This window comes from Eubacterium oxidoreducens, from assembly GCF_900104415.1.
In the GTDB taxonomy this organism is placed as follows: domain Bacteria; phylum Bacillota; class Clostridia; order Lachnospirales; family Lachnospiraceae; genus Eubacterium_C; species Eubacterium_C oxidoreducens.
Genome location: NZ_FMXR01000012.1, coordinates 95,713 through 119,188, shown reverse-complemented (window position 1 = coordinate 119,188; position 23,476 = coordinate 95,713). Strand labels below are relative to the sequence as shown.

General features: G+C 41.5%; 18 protein-coding genes. 8 read left to right on the top strand and 10 right to left on the bottom strand.

The features are described from left to right. Positions 1-100: 100 nt before the first annotated feature. From tuf to BLS20_RS08865, 6 genes are all read right to left on the bottom strand, one after another. Complete coding sequence (gene tuf, locus BLS20_RS08890; RefSeq protein WP_090174021.1) at positions 101-1,288, bottom strand: elongation factor Tu; 1,188 nt, start codon at positions 1,286-1,288, stop codon at positions 101-103. A 104-nt stretch (positions 1,289-1,392) separates the two neighbouring features. Continuing rightward, on the bottom strand, positions 1,393-3,510 hold the full coding sequence (gene fusA, locus BLS20_RS08885; RefSeq protein ID WP_090174020.1) for an elongation factor G: 2,118 nt from the start codon (positions 3,508-3,510) through the stop codon (positions 1,393-1,395). Positions 3,511-3,564: 54 nt separating this feature from the next. Further along, a complete protein-coding gene (gene rpsG, locus BLS20_RS08880) occupies positions 3,565-4,035 on the bottom strand; it encodes a 30S ribosomal protein S7 (protein WP_207645156.1) in 471 nt (156 codons plus the stop codon). A gap of 193 nt (positions 4,036-4,228) precedes the next feature. Beyond that, positions 4,229-4,651: a 30S ribosomal protein S12 gene (gene rpsL, locus BLS20_RS08875; protein ID WP_090174019.1), complete on the bottom strand. Its 423-nt coding sequence runs from the start codon at positions 4,649-4,651 to the stop codon at positions 4,229-4,231. A gap of 222 nt (positions 4,652-4,873) precedes the next feature. Further along, positions 4,874-6,817 (bottom strand): PEGA domain-containing protein, encoded by a 1,944-nt coding sequence (locus BLS20_RS08870; protein WP_090174018.1) that lies wholly within the window; start codon positions 6,815-6,817, stop codon positions 4,874-4,876. Between the two features lie 318 nt (positions 6,818-7,135). After that, positions 7,136-9,133, bottom strand: a complete 1,998-nt coding sequence (locus BLS20_RS08865; protein ID WP_090174017.1) for a hypothetical protein — start codon at positions 9,131-9,133, stop codon at positions 7,136-7,138. A gap of 236 nt (positions 9,134-9,369) precedes the next feature. On the opposite strand from BLS20_RS08865, the gene BLS20_RS08860 reads away from it, so the two are divergent. From BLS20_RS08860 to BLS20_RS08835, 6 genes are all read left to right on the top strand, one after another. Continuing rightward, a complete protein-coding gene (locus BLS20_RS08860; protein ID WP_090174016.1) occupies positions 9,370-10,068 on the top strand; it encodes a response regulator transcription factor in 699 nt (232 codons plus the stop codon). Beyond that, positions 10,068-11,309, top strand: coding sequence for a sensor histidine kinase (locus tag BLS20_RS08855; protein WP_090174015.1), 1,242 nt, complete (start codon positions 10,068-10,070; stop codon positions 11,307-11,309). The genes BLS20_RS08860 and BLS20_RS08855 overlap by 1 nt, the downstream gene beginning before the upstream one ends. 115 nt (positions 11,310-11,424) lie before the next feature. Beyond that, complete coding sequence (locus tag BLS20_RS08850) at positions 11,425-12,531, top strand: FAD:protein FMN transferase (RefSeq protein WP_090174014.1); 1,107 nt, start codon at positions 11,425-11,427, stop codon at positions 12,529-12,531. A 12-nt stretch (positions 12,532-12,543) separates the two neighbouring features. Beyond that, on the top strand, positions 12,544-13,920 hold the full coding sequence (locus BLS20_RS08845) for an FMN-binding protein (protein WP_090174013.1): 1,377 nt from the start codon (positions 12,544-12,546) through the stop codon (positions 13,918-13,920). A 30-nt stretch (positions 13,921-13,950) separates the two neighbouring features. Continuing rightward, positions 13,951-14,418 carry an FMN-binding protein gene (locus BLS20_RS08840; RefSeq protein WP_242870560.1) on the top strand — a complete coding sequence of 156 codons (468 nt, stop codon included), beginning with the start codon at positions 13,951-13,953 and terminating at the stop codon, positions 14,416-14,418. Between the two features lie 9 nt (positions 14,419-14,427). Next, positions 14,428-15,309, top strand: a complete 882-nt coding sequence (locus tag BLS20_RS08835; protein ID WP_090174012.1) for a 4Fe-4S binding protein — start codon at positions 14,428-14,430, stop codon at positions 15,307-15,309. 39 nt (positions 15,310-15,348) lie between these two features. Here the strand turns inward: BLS20_RS08835 and hydF are convergent, their stop codons facing one another. The 4 genes from hydF to hydG are packed head-to-tail and all read right to left on the bottom strand — an operon-like array spanning position 15,349 to position 19,321. After that, a complete protein-coding gene (hydF, locus tag BLS20_RS08830) occupies positions 15,349-16,554 on the bottom strand; it encodes a [FeFe] hydrogenase H-cluster maturation GTPase HydF (protein ID WP_090174011.1) in 1,206 nt (401 codons plus the stop codon). Further along, the gene (gene hydE / locus BLS20_RS08825; RefSeq protein WP_242870559.1) at positions 16,551-17,597 is read right to left on the bottom strand and encodes a [FeFe] hydrogenase H-cluster radical SAM maturase HydE; all 1,047 of its coding nucleotides are present in this window, start codon (positions 17,595-17,597) and stop codon (positions 16,551-16,553) included. The genes hydF and hydE overlap by 4 nt, the downstream gene beginning before the upstream one ends. A gap of 39 nt (positions 17,598-17,636) precedes the next feature. Then, complete coding sequence (locus BLS20_RS08820; RefSeq protein WP_090174009.1) at positions 17,637-17,891, bottom strand: TM1266 family iron-only hydrogenase system putative regulator; 255 nt, start codon at positions 17,889-17,891, stop codon at positions 17,637-17,639. A gap of 11 nt (positions 17,892-17,902) precedes the next feature. Continuing rightward, entirely contained in the window at positions 17,903-19,321 is a 1,419-nt protein-coding gene (gene hydG / locus BLS20_RS08815) for a [FeFe] hydrogenase H-cluster radical SAM maturase HydG (RefSeq protein WP_090174008.1), read from the bottom strand. A 513-nt stretch (positions 19,322-19,834) separates the two neighbouring features. On the opposite strand from hydG, the gene BLS20_RS08810 reads away from it, so the two are divergent. Beyond that, positions 19,835-21,670, top strand: a complete 1,836-nt coding sequence (locus tag BLS20_RS08810) for an NAD(P)-binding protein (RefSeq protein WP_090174036.1) — start codon at positions 19,835-19,837, stop codon at positions 21,668-21,670. Next, a complete protein-coding gene (locus tag BLS20_RS08805; protein ID WP_090174007.1) occupies positions 21,664-23,424 on the top strand; it encodes a [FeFe] hydrogenase, group A in 1,761 nt (586 codons plus the stop codon). Before BLS20_RS08810 ends, BLS20_RS08805 begins: the two co-directional genes overlap by 7 nt. Positions 23,425-23,476: the final 52 nt, after the last annotated feature.

The following is a 23,476-nucleotide window of genomic DNA, read 5'->3' as shown; positions in this document are numbered from 1 at the left end:
TTTTATACTCCTATTTCTAAAGTGATTTCATAAAAAAAGCCTCCCGAGGAAAATCCTCGGAAGACTTATGAATACGAACTTTGTGATCAATCACTCGAAATTATTCGATGATTGAAGCAACTCTACCAGAACCTACAGTACGTCCACCTTCACGGATAGCGAATGTAAGACCCTGCTCCATAGCGATTGGATGAATCAGTTCGATTGTCATTTCTACGTTATCACCAGGCATGCACATCTCTGTTCCTTCTGGAAGCTGGATAACACCTGTTACGTCAGTTGTTCTGAAGTAGAACTGTGGACGATAGTTGTTGAAGAATGGAGTATGACGTCCACCTTCATCTTTTGTTAATACGTATACCTGAGCTGTAAACTTTGTATGGCAAGTTACAGTTCCAGGAGCTGCAAGTACCTGACCTCTTTCGATCTGGTCACGGTTGATACCACGAAGAAGTGCACCGATGTTATCACCAGCCTGAGCTTCATCAAGCATCTTACGGAACATTTCGATACCTGTAATAACAGTCTTCTGTGTTTCTTCTTTGATACCGATGATTTCAACTTCATCATTAAGATGAAGAGTACCACGCTCTACTCTACCTGTTGCAACAGTACCACGACCTGTGATTGTGAATACGTCCTCTACAGGCATAAGGAATGGCTGATCTGTAGCACGCTCTGGATCTGGAATATACTCGTCGATTGTTGACATAAGTTCCATGATCTTGTCGCCCCATTCTCCGTTAGGATCTTCAAGAGCTTTAAGAGCAGAACCCTTGATGATTGGGCATCCTTCGAATCCATATTCTTCAAGCTGCTCTGTTACTTCCATTTCTACTAATTCGATGAGCTCTTCGTCGTCTACCATGTCGCACTTGTTCAAGAATACTACGATATAAGGTACACCTACCTGACGTGAAAGTAAGATATGCTCTTTTGTCTGAGCCATAACACCGTCAGTTGCAGCAACTACAAGTACAGCACCGTCCATCTGAGCAGCACCAGTGATCATGTTCTTTACATAGTCAGCATGGCCTGGGCAGTCAACGTGAGCATAATGTCTTTTTTCAGTTTCATACTCAACGTGAGCTGTAGAGATTGTGATACCTCTTTCTCTTTCTTCTGGAGCCTTATCAATGTTTTCGAAATCAGTAGCTGCATTACCTTCTACTCTTTCAGATAAAACCTTAGTGATAGCTGCTGTTAAAGTTGTTTTACCATGGTCTACGTGTCCGATGGTACCGATATTACAATGCGGTTTAGTTCTCTCGAATTTTTCTTTTGCCATTTTTGCAAATCCTCCTTAAATTGATTGACCTGAATAGTCATATAAATAATCCTAGTCTCAACTGACTTTGATTATATTAAATTTCATTATGTTTTTCAACACTTTTACTTGTCTTTTGAAGAAATAATTTTCTCCGCTACATTCTTAGGTACCGGCTCATATTTCTCAAAGAACATGGAATAATTTCCACGACCCTGAGTCTTAGAACGAAGGTCTGTAGAATATCCAAACATTTCAGCCAAAGGCACATAACCACGAACGATCTTACCACCGCCAAGGTCATCCATACCTTCGATACGTCCACGACGTGAATTGATATCTCCGATTACATCTCCCATGTATTCTTCCGGCATGGTTACCTCAACCTTCATGATTGGCTCAAGAAGTGTAGGTTCTGCCTTAGCCATAGCTTCCTTGAAACACATAGAACCGGCAATATGGAATGCCATTTCTGATGAATCGACTTCATGATAAGAACCATCATATACAACAGCTCTTACACCAAGTACAGGGAATCCTGCAAGGATACCTGCCTGAGCAGCTTCTTCGATACCTTCACCAACTGCAGGGATATATTCCTTAGGAATTGATCCACCGACAACTTCTGATTCGAATGCGAATGTTTCTTCTGCATTTGCATCCATAGGCTCGAATCTAACTTTACAGTGTCCGTACTGACCACGTCCACCTGACTGCTTAGCATATTTATATTCCTGATCAACAGGCTTTGTAAATGTTTCTTTGTAAGCTACCTGAGGTGCACCAACGTTTGCCTCAACTTTGAACTCACGAAGAAGACGGTCAACGATAATCTCCAGATGAAGTTCTCCCATACCGGCGATGATTGTCTGACCTGTTTCCTGATCAGTATGAGCACGGAATGTAGGATCTTCTTCTGCAAGTTTAGCAAGAGCTTCACCCATCTTGCCCTGACCTGCTTTTGTCTTAGGCTCAATTGCGAGCTCGATAACAGGTTCTGGGAATTCCATTGACTCTAAGATTACAGGATGTTGTTCGTCGCAGATAGTATCACCTGTAGTAGTAAGCTTGAAACCTACTGCTGCTGCGATATCTCCAGAATACACTTTGTCAAGTTCTTCTCTCTTGTTTGCATGCATCTGAAGGATACGACCAACACGTTCCTTTTTGTCTTTTGTTGCGTTTAACACATAAGATCCTGATTTCATTGTTCCGGAATAAACACGGAAGAATGCCAATTTACCAACAAATGGGTCTGTCATGATCTTAAATGCCAATGCTGAGAAAGGTTCTTCATCAGATGAATGTCTTTCGATTTCATTACCTTCCATATCAACACCCTTGATAGCAGGGATGTCTGTTGGAGCCGGCATATAATCGATGATTGCATCAAGAAGCTTTTGTACACCTTTGTTTCTGTAAGCTGAACCACAGCATACAGGAACCGCTGTACATTCACAAGTTCCTTTTCTAAGTGCAGCCTTCATATCAGCGATTTCAGGTTCTTCACCCTCTAAATACTGAAGCATAAGGTCATCATCTAATTCACAAATCTTTTCAACAAGTTCTGTATGATAAAGTTCTGCATCATCTTTCATATCATCCGGGATGTCTACGATTGAGATATCTTCACCCTTATCATCATTATAGATATAGGCTTTCATTTCAAACAGGTCTATAATACCCTGGAAATCGTCTTCTTTACCGATTGGTAACTGAAGAACGATTGCATTCTTGCCTAATCTTTCACGAATCTGATCTACAGCTCCGTAAAAGTTCGCACCTAAGATATCCATCTTATTGATGAATGCCATACGAGGTACGTTATATGTATCAGCCTGACGCCAAACATTTTCTGACTGAGGCTCTACACCACCCTTTGCACAGAAGACACCAACGGCGCCATCAAGTACACGGAGTGAACGCTCAACTTCCACTGTGAAGTCTACGTGACCCGGTGTATCAATGATATTGATACGATGCTCTAAAGCACCAGCCTTCGGCTTGCAGTTTTCCTGCTCTGTCCAGTGGCATGTTGTAGCGGCTGAAGTAATAGTGATACCTCTTTCTTGTTCCTGCTCCATCCAGTCCATAGTAGCAGTTCCTTCATGAGTATCACCAATCTTATAGTTAACACCGGTATAATATAAGATACGCTCTGTTAATGTAGTCTTACCTGCATCAATATGAGCCATGATACCAATGTTTCTGGTTCTCTCTAATGGATACTCTCTTCCAGCCAAGATTTTTTCCTCCTAATTTAATGTTTCTATACCGTAGCGATAATTGGCGGCGGCTTAGAATCTGTAATGAGCAAAAGCCTTGTTTGCTTCTGCCATCTTGTGCATATCTTCTTTTCTCTTTACAGATGCTCCTGTATTATTTGCTGCATCCATAATTTCGTTAGCAAGTCTATCAGCCATTGTCTTCTCTCCGCGAGCGCGTGAGAACATGGTCAACCAACGAAGTGCTAATGTCTGACGTCTGTCAGCTCTTACTTCAATCGGTACCTGATAAGTTGCTCCACCGATACGTCTTGCCTTTACTTCAAGTACCGGCATTACGTTGTTCATAGCTTCTTCGAACACTTCAAGAGCAGGCTTTTCAGTCTTCTCTGCGATCTTTTCGAATGCTCCGTATACAATCTTTTGAGCAACGCCTTTCTTACCATCTAACATGATGTTGTTGATCAGCTTAGTTACTACCTTGCTGTTGTACATAGGATCAGCTAATACTTCTCTTTTCTGAGTATGTCCTTTACGTGGCACGTTACTTCCCTCCTTAATCATTAAATTTTGTTCGATTAATTCAACGGTACTCACATGTATCCCTAAATGTGTTCGCGCGGAAATATATAAAACTCCCATGGGGAGTGTGCAAAACCAAAATTGTTTTACTTCACTTTCCAACACTAACCATAAGTTCGTTTGTGATACTATTGGTTGTTACAAAGAATTCTATTTATTTCTTTGCGTCTTTAGGCTTCTTAGCTCCGTACTTAGAACGAGCCTGCTTTCTGTTAGCAACTCCTGCAGTGTCAAGTGTACCACGGATTACGTGATATCTTGTACCTGGTAAGTCTTTTACTCTACCACCACGAATCAGAACAACGCTATGTTCCTGTAAGTTGTGGCCTTCACCCGGAATATAAGATGTTACTTCGATTCCGTTTGAAAGACGTACTCTGGCGATCTTTCTAAGAGCTGAGTTAGGCTTCTTAGGTGTTGCAGTCTTAACAGCTGTACATACACCTCTCTTCTGTGGAGAAGAAGTATCTGTAGGTCTCTTCTTTAATGAGTTGTAACCCTTCTGAAGAGCTGGTGCTGTTGACTTCTTTGCAGATGTCTGTCTACCTTTTCTTACTAACTGGTTAAATGTTGGCATGTGTTTCACCTCCTGTAAATATTTATAGTATGCGCCCATTTCTACGCATGCCCTATTATTATATTCGCGTTATTTTAAAGTGTCAAGCCTTTTCTTTTTTCGTTCCATACAAAAAACAAACGCCCTTTTCTTCATTAATATATAGTATGCTTTCAAAAAAAGAAAACGGCTCTTAAAAAGAACCGCTTTCTTCCATATATCATATACTCCAAAATGGAACATCTACTTTACTACTTTTACTTTCACCTCAATCGTTTTGCTCGCTGCCGTGTAATTCGTGGTAGCTTGTGACTTGATGGTAACCTTTGCTGCATAAGTTCCCTTCTTCGTCTTTTTCTTTACAGTGATCTTACCGGTATTTTTATTGATAGAAAGTTTCTTGCTTCCAGAAATAGAGTAGGTCAGCTTACCGCCTGTCTTTGACGCCGAAACCACACTTAGCTTGATTGCTTTTTTCTTAAGCTTCTTTACCTTTACTTTCTTGGTTGTTGCTTTTGCGCTAATGCTTCCGGCTGCCTTTTTGATTGTAATCTTGGCAACGTTAGATGTTGCGGATGCATAGTTTGTATCTGCAGCAACCGTTGCTTTTACGTAGTAAGTTCCGGCATTTACTACTTGAGCAGCCTTGATTTCTTTTGTGCACGCCTTATCTGTGTAATAGTTATAGGTAACAGCTCCTGTACTTCCGCTCACCGTTGCCGTATCGGCTGCTACTGCCTTTCCCGTATAGATCACGGTCTTATCTGCCAATGTAATTTGTGAATCCGCTTTTGTGATGGTCAATTTCGCAATGTCTGATTCTGCCGGCAGCATGTTGGTTCCTGTAGATACCGACGCTTTCACATAATAAGTTCCGGCATTTACAATCTCTGATGCGTTAATTTTCTGTGTTCCTTGTGCATCTTTGTAATATGTATATGTTACCGTTCTACTAGTGTCCTCATCCTCGCCTACTGTTACCTTGGCGCCATCTGCCGAGATCGCCTCACCGGTATATACCGCTGTCATATCATCCAAAGATACTGTTGACGCTTTTACCGTAACTGTAGCTGTAATTGTTTCATAACCCTCTGCATATACGGTAATTGTATAGTCTCCTGCTTTTAACTCGTTATTATCATCATAAAAATCAGCGAATCTTGTTACCGTTGCCGCATTACTTCCTACGCTTTCTCCGTTGTTTACAGAAATCTCAAGCTTATTGTAATGTGCACCGCTTGTTGACATCTCACCGTATAAATCAATCCAGTGTACAGTTCCGGCTGTATTGGTTCCGTCGCTGATAGTTGCAGCATATACATTATCCCAGTATTCGCTCCATGTCCAACCATCTACAGTGTCATCAAAGCTGATTACAAATTCACCTGTACCATACTTCGAAGATGTATATGACGCCGTTGATACAACCGGTGTCACCTCTGTTGCAGACGGTGCTACGGTTGGATTCTCCTTTAATGTAAGTGCAAGTGCCTCTTCCTGCTCTGTCGTCAAAGCCAATCCTGCTGCACTTTTAATTCCCGCTTCCACATACGTATCCGCATCTACACTTTCCACAGTTCTTCCTAATTTCAACCCATTAATGTATGTTGTTGTCGTTTCATTTGTAGTCTCATCTGTCGTAGACGAAGTACCAAATGTTACGAGCGACGAAATATCACCTGCGTGATGACTGGTATAATTTGTCGCACTGGTTACTGCATCAAACTCTTCTTGTGCCGATCCCGAAATCGTAACACCCTTACTGCTGTAAAAATCTGCATATGTGGTTGCTGTTCCGGTTTCATCATCATATCCATATAATGCTCCGCTAAGCGGCGTAGAACCCGGAGCTGCTACATAATAATAATTTGTTCCTGAAATCTGTGTTACTGCAGTAGATGGATAATAATAAGAAGTTGTTGTACTACTTCTTCGATTGGTTACATCCACTCGAAATTCCACGGTACTAAAATTGGTAACCGAAGACGCATCTACATAATAGTATGTGATTCCTCCAATGCTTGTAGACGATGACATCGCAACATCTGTCAGCGAAGTATTATCTTCTGTGCTGTATGGTGTTGATGTGTCCTCATCTGCTAGCGTATAAATTGCACCGCTTCCTAAAACCATTGCTGCCGATAGTGTTCCGGCAACTAATTTGCTAATGATAGAATTGCTTTTCATAAAGCCCTCATTACCTCCTATTTCCTGTTTTGTCCACTTTAGTTTCTTTGTGTGTAGCAACTATATCTCTTGCGTCACGCGTCAAACTCAAGAGAGAGCTGGCTAACTTCGAATATTCTATCACTAACTCATGTTTGTGTCCACATTTTTCTGACATATTTTGTCTTTTTTATTCCTATATTCAGTTTGTGAGTCAAGACTCGCTCCAACTTGAATAATATACTATATCAAAAGAAACGGTTCTCGTTCATCACGAAGAACCGTTTCCCAAAAACAATCTCAGCCTCAGAGTACTACTCCTACCAAAATAAAGTACTATTATTCTGTTGTAAATGTATATGTAGAATCCTGAATGTTATCACCTGAAATCGTCACAGTTAAGGAAGTTCCTGCTTCCGGTGCACTATCCAATGTGATAGTAGTATCTGTTAAAGAGCCACTTGCGTATGTTGTTGTCTTATATCCAGAACCTGATGCAACCTTGTAGGTACCATTTGTTATATCCGCTATCGTAATGCCGGTAAGCGTTAACGTTGTTCCTGTCAGTGATGCGCTAAATGTGAGTGTCGGATATGTTGCTTTGATTTTCTCTTCAAGTTCACTAATCAGGTCTGCTGCATCATAAGAAGTTGCTGTTGTACTCTCATCAAGCATTGCCTCAGCTTCTGCTACATGCTGCTTAAGATCTGCATTATTGTCATATCCTGTTGTTGCCTTTGCCTGATCCACAAGTGTTTGTAACTGTGTTTTCTGATCTGCAGTAATCGGTGTTGCATAATATTTCAAAATCGGACCATAGTTATCTGATGTAATTGAAATAGTATACTTTGATCCATCTACAATTGTAGCTAGCAAATCCGCAGTAGCCTGTCCATTTGTAACTTCTGCGTTCTGTACGACATAAGAACTGCTATGTCCTGATGTTGTATAGATAGAAACTTTTGCATTTTCCAATTCTGTTGGAATTCCGCTCAAGCTTACGCTGCTTGCATCAAATGTATAAGTGAATCCTGATAAATCTCCATCGTAATATTTTGCTAATGCAGTCTGGTTTCCATCGGTAGCGGAATCAAGATCCACCGCATCAATTGTGATAACACCTTCACTTGTGATTACGCGAACGTCATTAATTGTTGCTCCATTTGTTCCTTCAAACCAGTAATAATGTCCTGCCTCAGCACTATTATGAGCTCTGCAAAGCCCCTGACCTTCCGGAATAGACCATGCAATCTGTACATCCGCTACTTTTGTTCCATACCATAAATTCTCAAGTGCAGTCATTGCGAGTGATGCTGTCTTATTATCTGTCGTTGTCATATCTACAATTGCACCATAAATTACGGCATCTTTATAAGCTACTGTATCGTTTGCATCCTTATATGCAATTCCCTTTACATCTGCATCTGCACCGGTACCAATTCCCACAAGATCAATTTGGTAATCTCCATAACCAGCTGTAAGGCTCTGTTCTCCTACTGATAAAGTAGACGCCGTATTCAATGTTGATGCTGCCATAGCAGAAAAGCTATATGATCCATTCGAGTCAATTGTAAGAGTGGAATAAGCGGTCGGCTCCTCGGCAAGATCTACAAAATAATAATCATCATTTGCTGTCAGATTTGATGCAAGCTTTGCATAATCGCTTTCTGTCACACGAACCGGAAGGGTAACGCCCATAATATAAGTTCCGTTATTATAGGTTCCTCTTGCAAGTCCATCTGTTCCTAAGAACTTACTTGTTGTTGCCGTCGATACCGCGTCAACGCCTTCTTCCACTTCCCATACAGCGGTATCAGTTGGATTGTATGCAGCATAAAAATCTGTATATGGAACGTTCATAGTTACATACTTATAAGCTGTCGTTGTTACCGGTGTCGTGTTGGTACTTGAATTATTGTTCGTTGTATTGTTACTTGTACTACTATTAGAGCTGCTTGAAGTCTTTTTGATGGTATAGATATAAGTCTTTGTTGCCTTCTTAACCTTCTTCGTCTTTAACTTTTTGTTTGTAATCTTAGTGCTTGACTTCACAGCATATACTTTTAACTTCGTTGTCTTTTTGATGGTAATTGTTTTTGTCTTGGTACTCTTAACAACCTTACCTGTCTTCAAAGTGCTTCCGGTTGTGTAATATACTTTGTACCCTTTCTTAGCCTTCAGTTTGATTGTAATTGTCTTATTATACGTTCCCGCTTTTTTTGAAATCGTATAACCCTTGGCTTTCACGGTTGCCGCCTGAGCCGAAACCTGTGGTGCTACAGAGACTACGACTGCCGCAGCCAATGCAAGTGCTAATAACTTTTTCGTACTTTTCACTTTTCTTCCTCCTGTATGTCGTGTATCATATTAGTTGCCGATTAGCAATTCTTATTAGTCTGCGCTAATCCACCACATCATACAGTTGGCGTTTTATTTGTGCAAGCACTTTTTCAAAAGTTCTCAAAGTGTTACTTTTGCGTCTTTTTTCTGTCGCATTTCTATGCTTTGATACTTATGTTTTATCTTGTTTATTAACATATTGTTAAATTACATTTTGAAAGGAATTTTATATAATGAGTACCACAAATCAACCTATTGTTCTAATATGCGACGACCATGAAGCCGTTCATGAAAGTCTAACCCAATTTTTTGAAAGCAACCATCTAAGCACTCGCAGTGCCTACACCGCTCACGAAGCATTAGATTGCATTAAGCATACTACTTTCGATCTTATTGTTTTAGATGTGATGCTACCGGATATGTCCGGAATTGAAATCTGTCAGACCATAAAGAAAAAATACTCTATCCCTATTATATTTCTAAGTGCCAGAAGTGAAGAATTTGATCGCATAATCGGTCTGGAAATGGGCGGGGATGACTATGTCACGAAACCCTTTTCTCCTCGTGAAGTCGTCATTCGCGCACAAAAGCTTATCGATCGAAACAAACATCTCTCCGATAATGGTGCAACCATTCGAGAATTTCACGGACTAACCGTTGATATCGATACCTTGTCTGTTTATGTACTCAAAAACAAGGTCGATATGACCGCAAAAGAGGTCATGCTTTTATATTATTTAATTTCCAATCCTTATAAAGTGCTAAACCGCGAGCAAATATTGAAAAATGTGTGGGGATATGATTATTACGGCGATACCCGTTCCGTAGATGCCGTCATAAAAAGAATCCGAAAAAAACTTCCCGACTCAACTGCAACTTTTGAGATTCAGTCAGTCTACGGTGTCGGATACCGTTTAGGAGAAAAAGCATAATGTTTTCTATCAAGAAGAGATATTTCGTATACAGCATCATAATCTATATTGCATTATTCCTTGTCGGAGCATTTATCCTATTGCTCTTTCAGCGTTATTCTCAGCACGGACTGCGTGAAGAAGCCGCGCAATACGCAAGTGAATATGTCGCTTCCGGCTATCAGCCCGTTGATATTCGCAATATGAATCTCACAACTTTGCTGCTTAAATCCGGTGAACTTACTTTTCTCGCCGGCCCGAGCCACCATCTTAACATCAATTCCACAATTGAAAATATTGTATTGCGCAACCAAAATAAGGATTCCTTCTACGTTGTAATCTTCGATATGAAAACCGGACAATTTCTATCCTTAGCCGGTCAAAGCATCAGCGATGATAAGGACAAACCTTCCATGATCATCCTTGGGCATTATCTGACTTATTTAAATTCTGTATATATGGCATACTTTTTCATATATACACCTGCATATCTTCTTGTATGCTTAAGTCTGTTTCTCATTGCACGCTACAACGACCGTGTTCGTTTGATTCATCAGCAATATCTTGCAAATGTATCTCACGAACTTAAAAGCCCAATCTCCTCCATCTCAGCTATCGCAGACACTTTATCCGAGATTGACTCACTTGATGAAAAAACACGTTCTAAATATTATGGGATTATCCTACGTGAGTCAAAACGACTTGATCATACTGTAAAAGACATCATTGAATTATCCAAACTGCAAGACCCGTATCAGGAAATAAACAAGGTCACAGCCTTCGGGGACGACATCTTTAATCCAATTCTTTCACGCTATCAGGAATGGTGTGAAAATCTGGATATTCATTTTGTTTTAAATCCTTCCATTCACCAATTACCTGCATTATACACGGATATCTCCATGATCCATAAACTCCTCACGATTCTTATGGATAACTCTATGAAATTTATGCAACCCGGTGATACCTTGTCTATTGATAGCACGCCTCATTCCGATTATGTCGACATTCATATCTGCGATACCGGCTGTGGCATAGCTGCGGAACATTTGCCTCATATCTTTGAGCGTTTCTACAAAGTAGATGACAGCAGCAATCTCTCCGGAAGCGGCCTCGGCCTTTCAATGGCACAAGAAATTGTTCACCGTCTGGGCGAATCCATTAAAGTTAAGAGCGAACCCGGCAAAGGAACTTGCTTCACATTTACAATACACAAAAACGCCACTAAAAAAAGACACTATTGTGACAAAAACAGCATCTAGCAACTCTTTTTATTTTTGCTATTGCATTTTCTCGCAAATTCCTTTACCATATGTATGATTTTAAGTTAGTTTCGATATAACTTTATTAGACATTTGAAACAAAAGGTGAATTATTATGAAAAAAAGAATGATTGCTCTGTTTTTTATCGGGATTTTGGGATTGACTGCACTATGCGGCTGTTCCAAAGCCTCTTCGGATCCTTCCTCAACAGAAGGCGATACAAGCGCTTCCGATAACGAAACCTATGAGGTTGTAGATAACGGAAACGATTCTTATTCTCTTGAACTGTTTGCGATGGATACCTATATGACATTAACTGCCTACGGTGATCAAGAGACTTGTTCTGATGCACTGATTGCATCTGCCACGGAAATCAATCGTCTAGAAGATCTCTTTTCCACCAATATCGCAAGCAGCGAAGTTGCTCAAATTAACGCCAATGGTGGAGGCAGCGTATCCGATGAAACAGCTTATTTGATTGAAAAATCGTTAGAATATTATGAACAGACCTCTGGCGCATATGACATTACGGTCTATCCACTTGTCTATGAGTGGGGATTTACCACACAGGACTATAAAGTACCCGATCAAGCTACCATTTCATCCTTGTTAGAACTGATTGGCTCCGACATGCTTCATATAGAAGATAACACCGTAACCTTTGATAAAGAAGGTATGATGATTGACCTGGGGACAATTGCCAAGGGATATGCTTCTCAACAGGTTATGGGTATCTTTGAAAAATACGGCATAACAAGCGGTCTTGTCTCGCTCGGCGGCAATGTCCAAACGCTCAATGCCAAGCCGGATGGTTCTGACTGGAAGGTCGCAATTCAAAATCCGGATGTCTACAATGGTGCCACTGACTATATGGGTGTCTTAGAAGTGACCGATAAAGCAGTCACTACTGCCGGTGGCTATGAGCGTTATTTTGAAGAAGATGGCATAATTTATCGTCATATCTTTGATCCTTCAACCGGATGCCCTACTACCAGTTCTTTAAAATCCGTTACCGTTGTTGCGGATGATGGAACTGATGCCGATGGCTATGACACACCATTATTTGTCATGGATTTAGAGGCGGCAACAAAGTTCTGGCAAGAGCATGCGGATGATTTTTCTATCATTTTGATGGATGAAAATGACCAAGTCTATGTATCAGAAGATATCGCGGATGATTTTTCTTCTGACTACGATGTAACTATATTAAAACGCAAATAAAGGAATCGCCAAATGAAAAAAAATACCGAATTTTTAAAAAAATTATCTATTTTAAAATATGTAGTTCCTGCAGGCGTTGTTGCCGTTGCAGTTGGCGCAAGTCTTATTTCCTATACTGCTCCGACTTATACTATACAAGCTAAAGAATCGGCTGCTACCGAAGTTGCCTCTACCGATGAGATTGCACTTCCTGAGCAGGAATCTTTACCTCAGGAAGATACCAACAAAGGGGATGCTGACAAATTGGCCGATGTTGAAGAACCATCCACCTACAAAGACGGAACCTATACCGGTTCTGCTCAAGGATGGGGCGGACTGATCAAAGTGGAAGTCACTATCAAGGACAACACTATCAAGTCCATCAACGTCCTAAGTGCTTCTTCTGAAACACCGGCTTACTTTGCAAGAGCAAAAGCGGTCATAAATTACATTATCAGTGAACAGACAACCAATGTAGATACGGTTTCCGGAGCTACATTTTCCTCTAATGGAATCATCAAAGCGGTCCGTAACGCGCTAGCGAAAGCTGCCGGTGATGACAGTGCCACCACCGATGAGGATAGCAGTACGAACGCAAATTCCAGCAACAATAATTCCAACAAAAAACCGGCTTCTTCCAGCGATAATTTTGATGCCAATTCTACTTTTAAGGATGGCACTTTCTCAGGTAGTGCTGAGGGATGGGGCGGAACGATTACGGTCTCAGTTACCATCAAGTCCAACAAGATTACGGCCATCAAGATTACAGATGCTCCGGATGAAACACCGGAATATCTAGAAAAGGCAAAGGGTGTAATCGCTTCTATTATCAGCACTCAATCAACCGATGTTGATGTGATTTCCGGAGCAACCTATTCTTCTTCCGGAATTATTGAAGCTGTCAAATCAGCTTTGAAAAAGGCTCTTGTGACGCAAAGTTCAGATAGCACGAATACCTCAGATTCGTCTACAACCACAGACACCAACACGGATAACACCACAGAAAACACAGAAGAAACCGATGAGACAAATAGCTCACCGTCTTATACATACAACATCACCGTGACCATTAACAAAGATTACTCCGGTAGTGACTTTGCGCCTTATGATGTGACCATACCGGTCACAATTCGCGATGGTCTCATTGTCGCAATTGGTACTTATTCTACAACAACGAATTCGACCAATAAACTATATATGAAATGGGCAGCTAACGGAAAAGGCACGTATACCGGTGTCTATACCCAGATTGTTAAGTCCGGCACCACAGAGGATATTGACATTGTAAGTGGTTGCACCTACTCATCTGAGGGTATTATTGAAGCTGCTAACGAAGCACTCTCACAATATCAGCAAGAGGTCGTCAATGTCACAGCTTCCTATGCACTACTTAATAATATGCCAGACTAATAACTATAGAACAAAACGAGGAAATATCAAATGAAAAGCAAATACAAAATCTTTTTCCAAAGCATGGTCGCTCTTATTGCGATTGTGGCCATCCTTTGTATCTATCAGGCTATCACTCTCTACCGTATTCAGGCTGACGAAATTGCCAAACTTGAAAATGACGTAGCCTCCTATGAGGAGACCCTTCAAAACTATGAGGAAGCTACCGGAGCCACATCTACAACTTCTACCGGATTCCAAGACGGTTCTTACACCGGAAGCGCGCAGGGCTTTGGCGGAAACATTGATGTTACGGTTGTGATAAATGGCGGAAAAATTGAATCGATTAACATCGACTCTGCTTCCGGCGAAGATGCTGCCTACCTTGATATGGCAGTAAAGATTATTGACAATATTATTGATGCACAATCTCCTGATGTCGATACCATCAGCGGCGCAACCTATTCCTCAAACGGAATTAAAAATGCCGTTATCAGTGCGCTTGGGCAGGCAATGTAGGAGGGCATCATGGAAATAAAAAAGAATAAAAAGATCCGCTTAGCAATCAGCATTATTATCCGGGCTGTTTTTTTCTTTCTGTTCCCGGCTATCTTTTCGACTGCCTTTAGCGGAATAAAATATCTTTGTACAACGATTATATCCAGAGAGCCTTTTGAGATGAACGGCTTTCTCATCACACTCATAGCCATCCTCTTATTTACAATATTTTTTGGAAGATATTTTTGTGGCTACGGATGTGTATTCGGAACCTATGGCGATGTCCTCTATCAGATTGCCAGTTGGGTGCGAACTGCTTTTCGAAAGAAAATGGGAAAACCCAAAACGCTTCCAAAGCTTTCCCCAACACTTGGCAAAATCTTCAGTTACGGAAAATATGCCGTATTATTGGTTGTCGTTCTCATCTGTTTGCTGTCTGACAAAGCATCACAGATTGGCACAATCAGTCCTTGGACTCCGTTTTCCAGATTACAGGCTCTTCAGGCACCTGCCAAGGGAAGCGGCCTTGCAATTATCTTTTTGATTTTAATTTCAATTGGAATGTTACTTGTTCCTCGCTTCTTCTGCCGCTTCTTGTGTCCACTTGGAGCAATCTTCTCACTTCTTCCGGTACTTCCATTTTCTGTGGTAACACGCAAGAAAGAAGACTGCGTAAGAGGCTGCAACCTATGCGAACGCGGCTGCCCTGCCGACCTGCAACTGGCAGATACTCAGACCGAAGAAAGACAATCTATGGGCGAATGCTTTAATTGTAGTAAATGTGCATATTCTTGCCCAAAATCGAATGCGTCTGCAAAAACCATGCCGGGCGGTAAGATTGGATTCGTCTGGATTATTGTTAAGGGAGCAATCTTATTTGCCATCTGTTTTTACTTAACCAAAATGATGTAAAAAAACTCAGCCAAAGAATTTTTTCTTCGGCTGAGCTTTTTATTTTTCAAATATCTGTATGGCCCTTTTCAAAATGCCATTTACATGCGCGATCAAAATACCATAATTGGTAAATGGAACGCCCTCATCATTCGCTGTTTTCATGCGATATATCATCTCTCGTTCATTGAGCATGCATCCACCGCAATGAATCACCAGTTTATATTCACTTAAATCTTCGCAAAATTCTCTTCCGGAGGTTGTCTTAAACCGAATCTTCTTACCGGTATAGACATTCAACCAGTTCGGAATTTTAACGGTTCCAATATCTTCACACTGGCGATGATGCGTACACCCTTCCGAAATCAATACGGTATCCCCGTCCTGTAAATCATCAAGCGCACGGACGCCTTCAAGCGCAGAATCTAAAAATCCCTTATATCTGGCCAGTAGGATTGAAAATGAAGTCAGCATAATGTTATCCGGTACAATCTGATTCACATAATGAAATACCTGCGAATCCGTAATCACCAAGGCCGGCGGCTCCTTTAGCTCTTTGAGCGCGCTTGCAAGTTCTGTCTCTCGCACCACCATAGCCTTAGCTCCGGTCTCTAAGATATCCCGAAGCACCTGCTGCTGCGGCAGGATAATTCGTCCCTTTGGTGCCGACTCATCTATCGGAATCACAAGAACAATCACATCTCCCGGCGAAATCAAATCGGCAATCAGATGCTTGTCTTGCTTCGACTCTTTTAGCGTCTTTCCGATTAATTCCTTTAATTCGTAAATATTTTCTCCCGTATTGGCGCAAACCACGATACTTCCCAAAAAACCTTTTTCCTGAGCAAATTCTTCTTTTGGCTTGATGCGAATCAAATCGCTTTTTGTATAAACGACAAGAAATGGAATCGACTTCGCCGTAAATAATTCCACAAGCTGTCTGTCTGATTCATCTGCCGGCTGCGTCGCATCCATTACCAAAAGAGCAATGTCCGTCATATTTAATACTTGCTTCGTCTTTTGAACTCTCTTTTCTCCAATCAGTCCTTCATCATCAAATCCCGGTGTATCAATCATAAGAACCGGACCTATCGGGAGAAGCTCCATCGCTTTTCTGACCGGATCCGTTGTTGTACCTGCAACATCCGAAACCACAGCCAATTCTTGTCCGGTTACAGCATTTATCAAAGATGACTTTCCTGCATTTCTCTTTCCAAAAAAACTGATATGAACCCGCTCTGAAGACGGTGTCTGATTTAAACTCATGCTTTTTTCTCTCCTTGCCAAAGTGGACTGTCTCCTCTATCCACAACAATCTCATAACCTATAGCTTCCATACGGGCATTAAGACAATTAACGCACTCTGCCGCCTCTTCTCCGGTACAGATTTTATGATCATACAATTCATATTTCTTTCGAACGATGGTCGGTGACAGGTTCGGCATAACAACATTGGCGCCACAACGAATTCCCTGTTCTCTGCCCGTCTCCGAAATTGTCCCAAGCGCTGTTGTTGCCGGAATCAGGCCAAAAGGCAGTATAAGGCGAAGCAAAGCTATGCAAAACAAAGTATCCGTTACGGTTCCGCTTTGTTTATCCTTAAACGGCGTATCATGATGCGGAACAAACGGTCCAATCCCAACCATTGCAGGGCGAAAGTCCTGTATAAACATCATATCCTCTGCCAAAGTCTCACTCGTCTGATTAGGGCTGTCCACCATAAAGCCACAGCCTACCTGATATCCGATTTCCTTTAATGCCTGCAGACATTCTATGCGACGTTCATAGTTCATCTGTTTTGGGTGCAAGGACTCATAATGCTCTTTATTTGCCGTCTCATGACGAAGCAGATAGCGGTCGGCTCCAGCATCGAAAAATTCCTGATAAGCAGCCTTGTCCCATTCTCCGATGGATAGCGTAATCGCACAATCCGGATATCTGCTTCGAATTGCACTTACAATCCGAATCATATCCTCCTTCGCAAACGCGCCGTCCTCGCCTCCTTGCAATACGAAAGTTCGAAATCCCAACCGATAGCCTTCTTCGCAGCAAGAAAGGATTTCTTCTTCACTCAAACGATAGCGGCTTACCTTAAGATTACTCTTTCTGATTCCACAATAATAACAATCATTTCTGCAATAATTTGTAAATTCGATCAAACCGCGCTTATAAACCTTATTTCCAAAATGCTCCCGGCGAACTTCATCTGCCATCCGAAACAACTTTTCATCGCTTTGTCTTGTTCTGTTATCAAACAAAAAGATCCATTCTTCTTTTGTCAGTCTATGTTCGCGCTTAAGCTTTTCCATAATTGCCGGCGTATTCATATATCTTGTGCCTTTCTATTCCTACTTATTCGAATAAATTGCTTTTGCGGTAACACCCTTTAGCATTCCAATCTTTCCGGACACACTGCTGATTACATCATTTGGCGCATCAAGTGCCACACTAATCATCGAAATTCCTTTCTCCCGATACGGAACCCCCATCCGTCCGATGATATATTCCCTGGCATCATGAAGAATCTCGTTTAGCTTATGGATGCTCTCATCACAGCTGTCTCCATCCACAATAATGCCTATCAAAGCAACTCGGTTTCCCATCTAACAACCTCCTAGAATCTAAAATCACGCTCAGATCCATTTTCAATCTTTTCAAGCTCATCTCTCAAGATTTCACGCACCTTATCGCTCTTCACATCCGGCATATTATCTTCGATAATTTTCTCTCCGACCTTTCTCGTCTCCGGCGAAGCATAGTCCGTTAAATATTCTTTTAATGTAAGAAGCGCATTTGGCAGACAGCAGTTTTGGATCTGCTTTGCTTTACACAGCTCCATAAAACGGTCTCCCGTACGACCTTCGCGATAACATGCCGTACAAAATGATGGAACATAATCCATTTCCATCAGCCATTTCATAACTTCATCAAGCGACCTTCTGTCGGATACATCAAACTGCGTCGTATCTTCCGGACGCACTTCTTCTGTATATCCGCCGACAGAAGTTCTAGAACCGCCGGAAATCTGCGAGATACCAAGCTGTAGCACACGCTCTCTACTCTTTTGTGATTCTCTGGTGGATACAATCATTCCCGTATACGGAACTGCAATTCTAATACATGCTACGATTTTGGCAAATGTATCATCATCAATGGAATTCTTAAAATCTTTGACATCAATATCATCCGCCGGACAAACTCTTGGTACGGAAATCGTATGCGGTCCGACTCCATGAACTGCTTCAAGATGCTCCGCATGCATCAAAAGCGCTGCAAATTCATATCTATATTTATCTAATCCAAACAATACACCAAGTCCCACATCATCAATGCCGCCTTCCATCGCACGGTCCATCGCCTCAGTATGATATGCGTAATCGCTCTTTGGTCCCGTCGGATGAAGCTGCTCATAGGTTTCTTTATGATAGGTTTCCTGGAACAAAATATATGTACCAATTCCGGCCTCAGCCAATCGTCTGTAATTTTCCACCGTCGTTGCCGCAATATTGACATTAACGCGTCGGATTGCACCATTTTTATGTTTAATAGAATAAATCGTTTTGATGCATTCTAAAATATATTCCAGCGGATTGTTCACAGGATCTTCGCCGGCTTCAATTGCCAGACGCTTATGCCCCATATCTTGAAGCGCAATGACTTCCTTCTTAATCTCTTCTTGTGTCAGTTTAATTCGCGGTATTGTCTTATTCTTGCCATGGTACGGACAGTACGTACATCCGTTAATACAATAATTTGATAAATATAACGGCGCAAACAAAACAATTCGATTACCGTAATAATCCTGCTTAATTTTCTTAGCCAATGCAAAAATTTCTTCATTTTTCTCCGGAATCTCACAGGCAAGCAAGACAGATGCATCACGGTGTGAAAGCCCCTTTTCTTCTCTGGCCTTTTTCAAAATTGCATCAATCACTTCTACGTTTTGCTTATTTTCATCTGCATATTTAAGTGATTCTAATACTTCTTCTTCGCTAATAAACTCTTCTGCTTTTAAAGACTGTGGATTATACATAATATATCCCCTTTCTGATTTAAAATAATTCTTATAGAGACTCTTTATAATTGTTAACAATTTATGAACAAAAATAAGCCTCAAAACATAATTACCAATGCGAAAAGATTTCTTTTTTCTACTACCAAACTTTATTTAAATAAAAAAAGCGCCCGCTAACGGCGCAAAAAATAAAATCGATAAATCTATCGAAACCCTTGAAATCTAAGCCTTTCACGTTGGGTGCGCCCCTTCCTGTCAGTACTTATGTTTTGTTCAAATTAACACATTTTCCTTGAATTAGTCAACTGCAACAATTGTTACTATCATACATTTTTTGTTATGTCAATGAAGTTTTTTTAGATAAATATACGAAAAATTTACAAATCATTAGTTGCATCTATTAAACATTAGTTTTTCCATTGTATTGCTTTTCCTTTATAATAACAAAGTAGGATAGGAATTATTCCCTATCTTACAAAATCCAAATAATAAAAGGGAAAATAAACTATGTACCAGAAAGGGGATGTACTTTTGAGCAGACTTACCTTTGAAACACAAAGTCGCAGTGATACATTCATCCAATCGTTATATGGCGATATCGGAAGACGTATAGCTGCATCACCATCGGATGTGTGTCCGGTGGATCTTACTTACAGTTTACTGAAGATGGCTCAGACTCAGACATGTGGTAAATGTACTCCATGCCGTATCGGTCTCGAGCAGGTCGCAGGTTTACTTGACAAGATCAAATCACACAAAGCAACTATGGCGGATTTAGATGAAATTATCCGTCAGTCCAACCAGATTATGGAAACTGCTGACTGCGCTCTCGGAAAGACCGCAGCACGCATGGTTCTTTCCGGAATCGAAACATTCCGAAAAGACTATGAAGCACACATTAACGAGCATCATTGCACAACCAATCCGCAAAGAACAATTCCATGTGTTGCCGGATGTCCAGCCCATGTTGATATTCCGGGATATATTTCACTTGTGAAAAATGAAAGTTATGCAGATGCTGTTCGCGTGATTCGAAAGGACAATCCATTCCCGGTTGCTTGCGCACTGATTTGCGAACATCCATGTGAACACCAGTGTCGTAGAGCTTATATCGATGCACCTGTCAATATCCGCGGAATCAAGCGTACCGCAATTGAAAAAGCCGGAAAAGTGGAAGCTCCGAAGTGTGCAGAAAGCACCGGCAAGAAAGTTGCCGTTATCGGTGGTGGTCCTTCCGGACTGACAGCAGCTTACTTCCTTCAGTTGATGGGACATCAGGTTACGGTATTCGAACGCCGCAAGAGACTTGGCGGTATGTTGGTATACGGAATTCCGGATTATCGACTTCCTGCAGACATGATTCAGCAGGATATCGACTGCATCTTATCTACCGGTGTAGAAGCCAAATTAGAATCCAACATCGGTAATACGCCGGAAGAAATCAAGAAATTAATTGGCGAATATGATGCTGTATATGTAGCAATTGGTGCTCACCAAGGAAAGAGCGTTCGTATCGATGGCGAAGATGCCAATGGCGTATTATCTGCTGTTGAATATCTTGGCAAGATCGGCGATGGCGAGATTCCGGACTTTACCGGCAAGAAAGTTGCCGTTATCGGTGGTGGTAACGTAGCTATGGACTGCACACGTTCTGCAATTAGATGTGGTGCAAAAGAAGTTAAGATCGTATATCGTAGACGTAAAGAAGATATGACTGCACTTGTTGAAGAAGTAGACGGCGCTATCGCAGAAGGTGCTATTATGATGGACCTTCACGCTCCTCTTCGGATTGAAAAAGATGCAAATGGAAATGTTGCAGCTTTAATCGCTGAACCTCAAATGCCTTCTGTTGTGAAGGGCGGACGTGTATCTCCTGCCCCGGCCGGCAAGGGCGAAGTAAAGATTGATTGTGACATCGTATTGGTTGCAGTTGGACAAGGAATTGAATGGGAAACATTTGATGCCGCTGGCGTAACTGCACAAGCAGGTCGATTTGTTACAGAGCCATGGGCTGAAGTTGCATCGTTAGATGGTGTATTCGCCGGTGGTGACTGTGTATCCGGACCTAAGACCGCTATTCTCGCAATCTCTGCAGGTAAAGTTGCTGCAAGAAATATTGACAATTATCTTGGATTCGATCATAAGATTAAGCTTGATGTCGAAATTCCGGCTCCTGCATTTGCTGATCGCGTTCAGTGTGGCCGTGTAAATATGGCAGAGCGTGAACCTCTTAGCAGAAATCACGACTTTGACCTTATGGAAATGCCTATGTCAGACATAGAGGCAGCGCAAGAAACCAACAGATGTTTACGCTGTGACCACTATGGTTGCGGAATGTTTAAAGGAGGGCGTGAGTTAGAATGGTAAATATTAAAATAAACGGAAAAGCTCTCCAGGTAAAAGAGGGCACAACAATTCTCGATGCCGCAAAGGAAGCAGGATACAATATCCCTACTCTTTGCTGGATGAAAGATTATAGCGACATCGGTGCATGCCGTGTCTGTGTTGTTGAAATTGATGACAACAAAACACTTGCTGCATCTTGTAATACAGTTGTTCAAGAAGGCATGGATATTAAGACCAATTCTCCACGCGTTGTGGAAGCAAGACGTGAAAATATCAAACTTATGCTTTCTCAGCATAATGTGACATGTCCAACTTGCGAAAGAAATATCAACTGTGCATTGCAAGATCTTGCTAATAAATATGCCGTTAGCTCAGATAATGAGATTCCTAAAATGCTTGCAATCAATGAATGGGATACGACTCTTCCATTGATTCGCGAAGAAGATAAATGTATCAAATGTTACCGTTGTGTACAGGTCTGTGAAAAGATTCAGTCCATCGGTGTTTGGGATATGGTCGGAACAGGTGCCAATACAACTGTTGGTGTGAAAAATAATGTTCCATTTAACCAGTCTGACTGTGTGCTTTGCGGCCAGTGTATTACTCACTGTCCTACAAATGCACTTCACTCAAGAGATGATGTGATGGAAATTGCAAATCTCCTTGATAAAGAAAAGAATCCAGATAAAGTCATCGTCGTACAGACAGCACCTTCACCTCGAACAGCATGGGGCGAAGACTTTGGACTTGATCCGGAATTTGCAACAGAAAGACGTATGGCTGCAGCTCTTAGACGTGCCGGATTTGACTATGTATTCGACACCAACTTCTCAGCTGACCTTACTATTATGGAAGAAGGAAATGAATTCCTTCATCGCTTCACTCATAAAGAGGACTATGCATGGCCTATGTTTACCTCATGCTGTCCTGGATGGGTTCGTTTCTTAAAGAGCCAGTATCCGGAAATGACTGACCAGTTATCAACTGCCAAGTCCCCACAGGGTATGTTTGGAGCAATTACAAAGAGTTATTTTGCTGAAAAGATTGGAAAGGCACCGGAAGATATCATCTGTATTTCCGTAATGCCTTGCTCTGCTAAGAAAGAAGAGCTTGAGATTCCAAACCTTAATGACGCTAAAGAAGGAATCAAGGATGTAGACTATTCACTTACAACCCGCGAAATGAATCGATTATTCAAATACTTAAATATCGATATTGAGAATCTTCCAGAGGAAGGATTCGATTCCCCACTTGGAAGCGGTACCGGTGCAGCTGTTATCTTCGGTGCTACCGGTGGTGTTATGGAAGCAGCACTTCGTACCTGCTACTTCGTTCTCACAGGTGATAATCCTGATGCTGATGAAACCTTTAAGGCAGTTCGTGCTACCGGCAGTGATAAGCCTTGGGTAGAAGCAGAATACAATGTCAATGGTGCCATTGTCCGCGCTGCTGTAGTTAACAGTCTTGGCAATACCAGAAAGCTTCTTGAAGCTTTAAAAGCCGGCGAAGTTGAATATGATTTCGTAGAAGTTATGGCTTGCCCAGGCGGATGCGTTGGTGGTGGTGGACAGCCAATCCACTTTAACGAAGAACGTGCTACTGATCGTGCAAAAGTTATCTACAATTATGATAGCAATAACAAGATGAGATTCTCTCACGAGAATCCTGATGTACAGACACTTTATGATGAATTCCTCAAAGAGCCTCTCGGCGAGAAATCACATCATCTGTTACATACCGATCATCAAGGCTGGCAAATGCCATTCTTCAAGTAAGATACTTAGATGATTTTTTGCTACCACATCATTTTTGGTGTGGTAGCTTTCT

Bases quoted from the DNA above. Each gene is read 5' to 3' on its own strand.
- hydG (WP_090174008.1), bottom strand. From the start codon at position 19,321: ATGTATAATCCACAGTCTTTAAAAGCAGAAGAGTTTATTAGCGAAGAA.
- BLS20_RS08835 (WP_090174012.1), top strand. From the start codon at position 14,428: ATGGAAATAAAAAAGAATAAAAAGATCCGCTTAGCAATCAGCATTATT.
- BLS20_RS08820 (WP_090174009.1), bottom strand. From the start codon at position 17,891: ATGGGAAACCGAGTTGCTTTGATAGGCATTATTGTGGATGGAGACAGC.
- hydF (WP_090174011.1), bottom strand. From the start codon at position 16,554: ATGAGTTTAAATCAGACACCGTCTTCAGAGCGGGTTCATATCAGTTTT.
- rpsL (WP_090174019.1), bottom strand. From the start codon at position 4,651: ATGCCAACATTTAACCAGTTAGTAAGAAAAGGTAGACAGACATCTGCA.
- tuf (WP_090174021.1), bottom strand. From the start codon at position 1,288: ATGGCAAAAGAAAAATTCGAGAGAACTAAACCGCATTGTAATATCGGT.
- BLS20_RS08805 (WP_090174007.1), top strand. From the start codon at position 21,664: ATGGTAAATATTAAAATAAACGGAAAAGCTCTCCAGGTAAAAGAGGGC.
- BLS20_RS08860 (WP_090174016.1), top strand. From the start codon at position 9,370: ATGAGTACCACAAATCAACCTATTGTTCTAATATGCGACGACCATGAA.
- BLS20_RS08855 (WP_090174015.1), top strand. From the start codon at position 10,068: ATGTTTTCTATCAAGAAGAGATATTTCGTATACAGCATCATAATCTAT.
- BLS20_RS08870 (WP_090174018.1), bottom strand. From the start codon at position 6,817: ATGAAAAGCAATTCTATCATTAGCAAATTAGTTGCCGGAACACTATCG.
- BLS20_RS08840 (WP_242870560.1), top strand. From the start codon at position 13,951: ATGAAAAGCAAATACAAAATCTTTTTCCAAAGCATGGTCGCTCTTATT.
- BLS20_RS08850 (WP_090174014.1), top strand. From the start codon at position 11,425: ATGAAAAAAAGAATGATTGCTCTGTTTTTTATCGGGATTTTGGGATTG.
- hydE (WP_242870559.1), bottom strand. From the start codon at position 17,597: ATGGAAAAGCTTAAGCGCGAACATAGACTGACAAAAGAAGAATGGATC.
- BLS20_RS08845 (WP_090174013.1), top strand. From the start codon at position 12,544: ATGAAAAAAAATACCGAATTTTTAAAAAAATTATCTATTTTAAAATAT.